The sequence below is a fragment of the Nostoc sp. DedQUE07 genome (assembly GCF_034530975.2).
GTDB lineage: Bacteria > Cyanobacteriota > Cyanobacteriia > Cyanobacteriales > Nostocaceae > Nostoc.
The window spans coordinates 69,887-70,513 of sequence record NZ_JAVRCC020000029.1 but is presented as its reverse complement, the minus strand read 5'-3'; the positions used below and the strand labels follow the sequence as shown (position 1 = coordinate 70,513).

Sequence of the window (627 nt, the reverse complement as noted above, 5' to 3'; positions counted from 1 at the left end):
TCAGATCATTGTTAGAATGGACGATGAGACAAAGGAAGCTTTTATGAATAAAGCTAAGGCTGAAGGCAAGACAGCTTCAGAATTGATCATGGGATGGATTCGTTCTTACATGGCTGAAGAACTCCAAGGAACTCCAGACTTAGCCAAAATGCAAGCGGACTTGGAGAATCTAAAACAACAAGTTGCTGCACTCCAAAATGAATACCTGGGAAAATTAGCAGCCTGAGAGAAGAGAACGATTCTCTCAGGCTATGGATAGATCAAACTATCAGTTCAGCCCCTAAGAACCCAAAAAACCCGTCAGATGCCTGACGGGTTTAGTTTTGTTAAGGAGATTAACTATGGGAAGATATGCAGTCACTACGAGTAATAATTAAGTAGTAACTATAATTAAGACTGCGATCGCACTCAAATCCGTTAACCCACGAGACTTTCCCTTACTTCTTTGGGTGTGACGTAATGCTTTACCTCATTACTATCTAACAAGTTTATCTACCTCAACTTCATTCTTGTTCAAATCCCTGATTACTAAATTTGAGAACCCGACAATTCTCGCTGACTGTGCGAATCACGTTCTCTGGCACTCCTTCAGGGACAGTGACCTGAAGTTCTAAGGTAATTTCTACT

Annotated in this window: 1 protein-coding gene; it reads left to right on the top strand. The window is 41.0% G+C overall.

Annotated features, from left to right (window positions below; translation table 11 throughout):
* A partial coding sequence (locus RMZ95_RS21320) for a hypothetical protein (RefSeq protein WP_409883364.1) occupies window positions 1-226 on the top strand: 226 nt, incomplete at its 5' end.
* Window positions 227-627 lie beyond the last annotated feature (401 nt).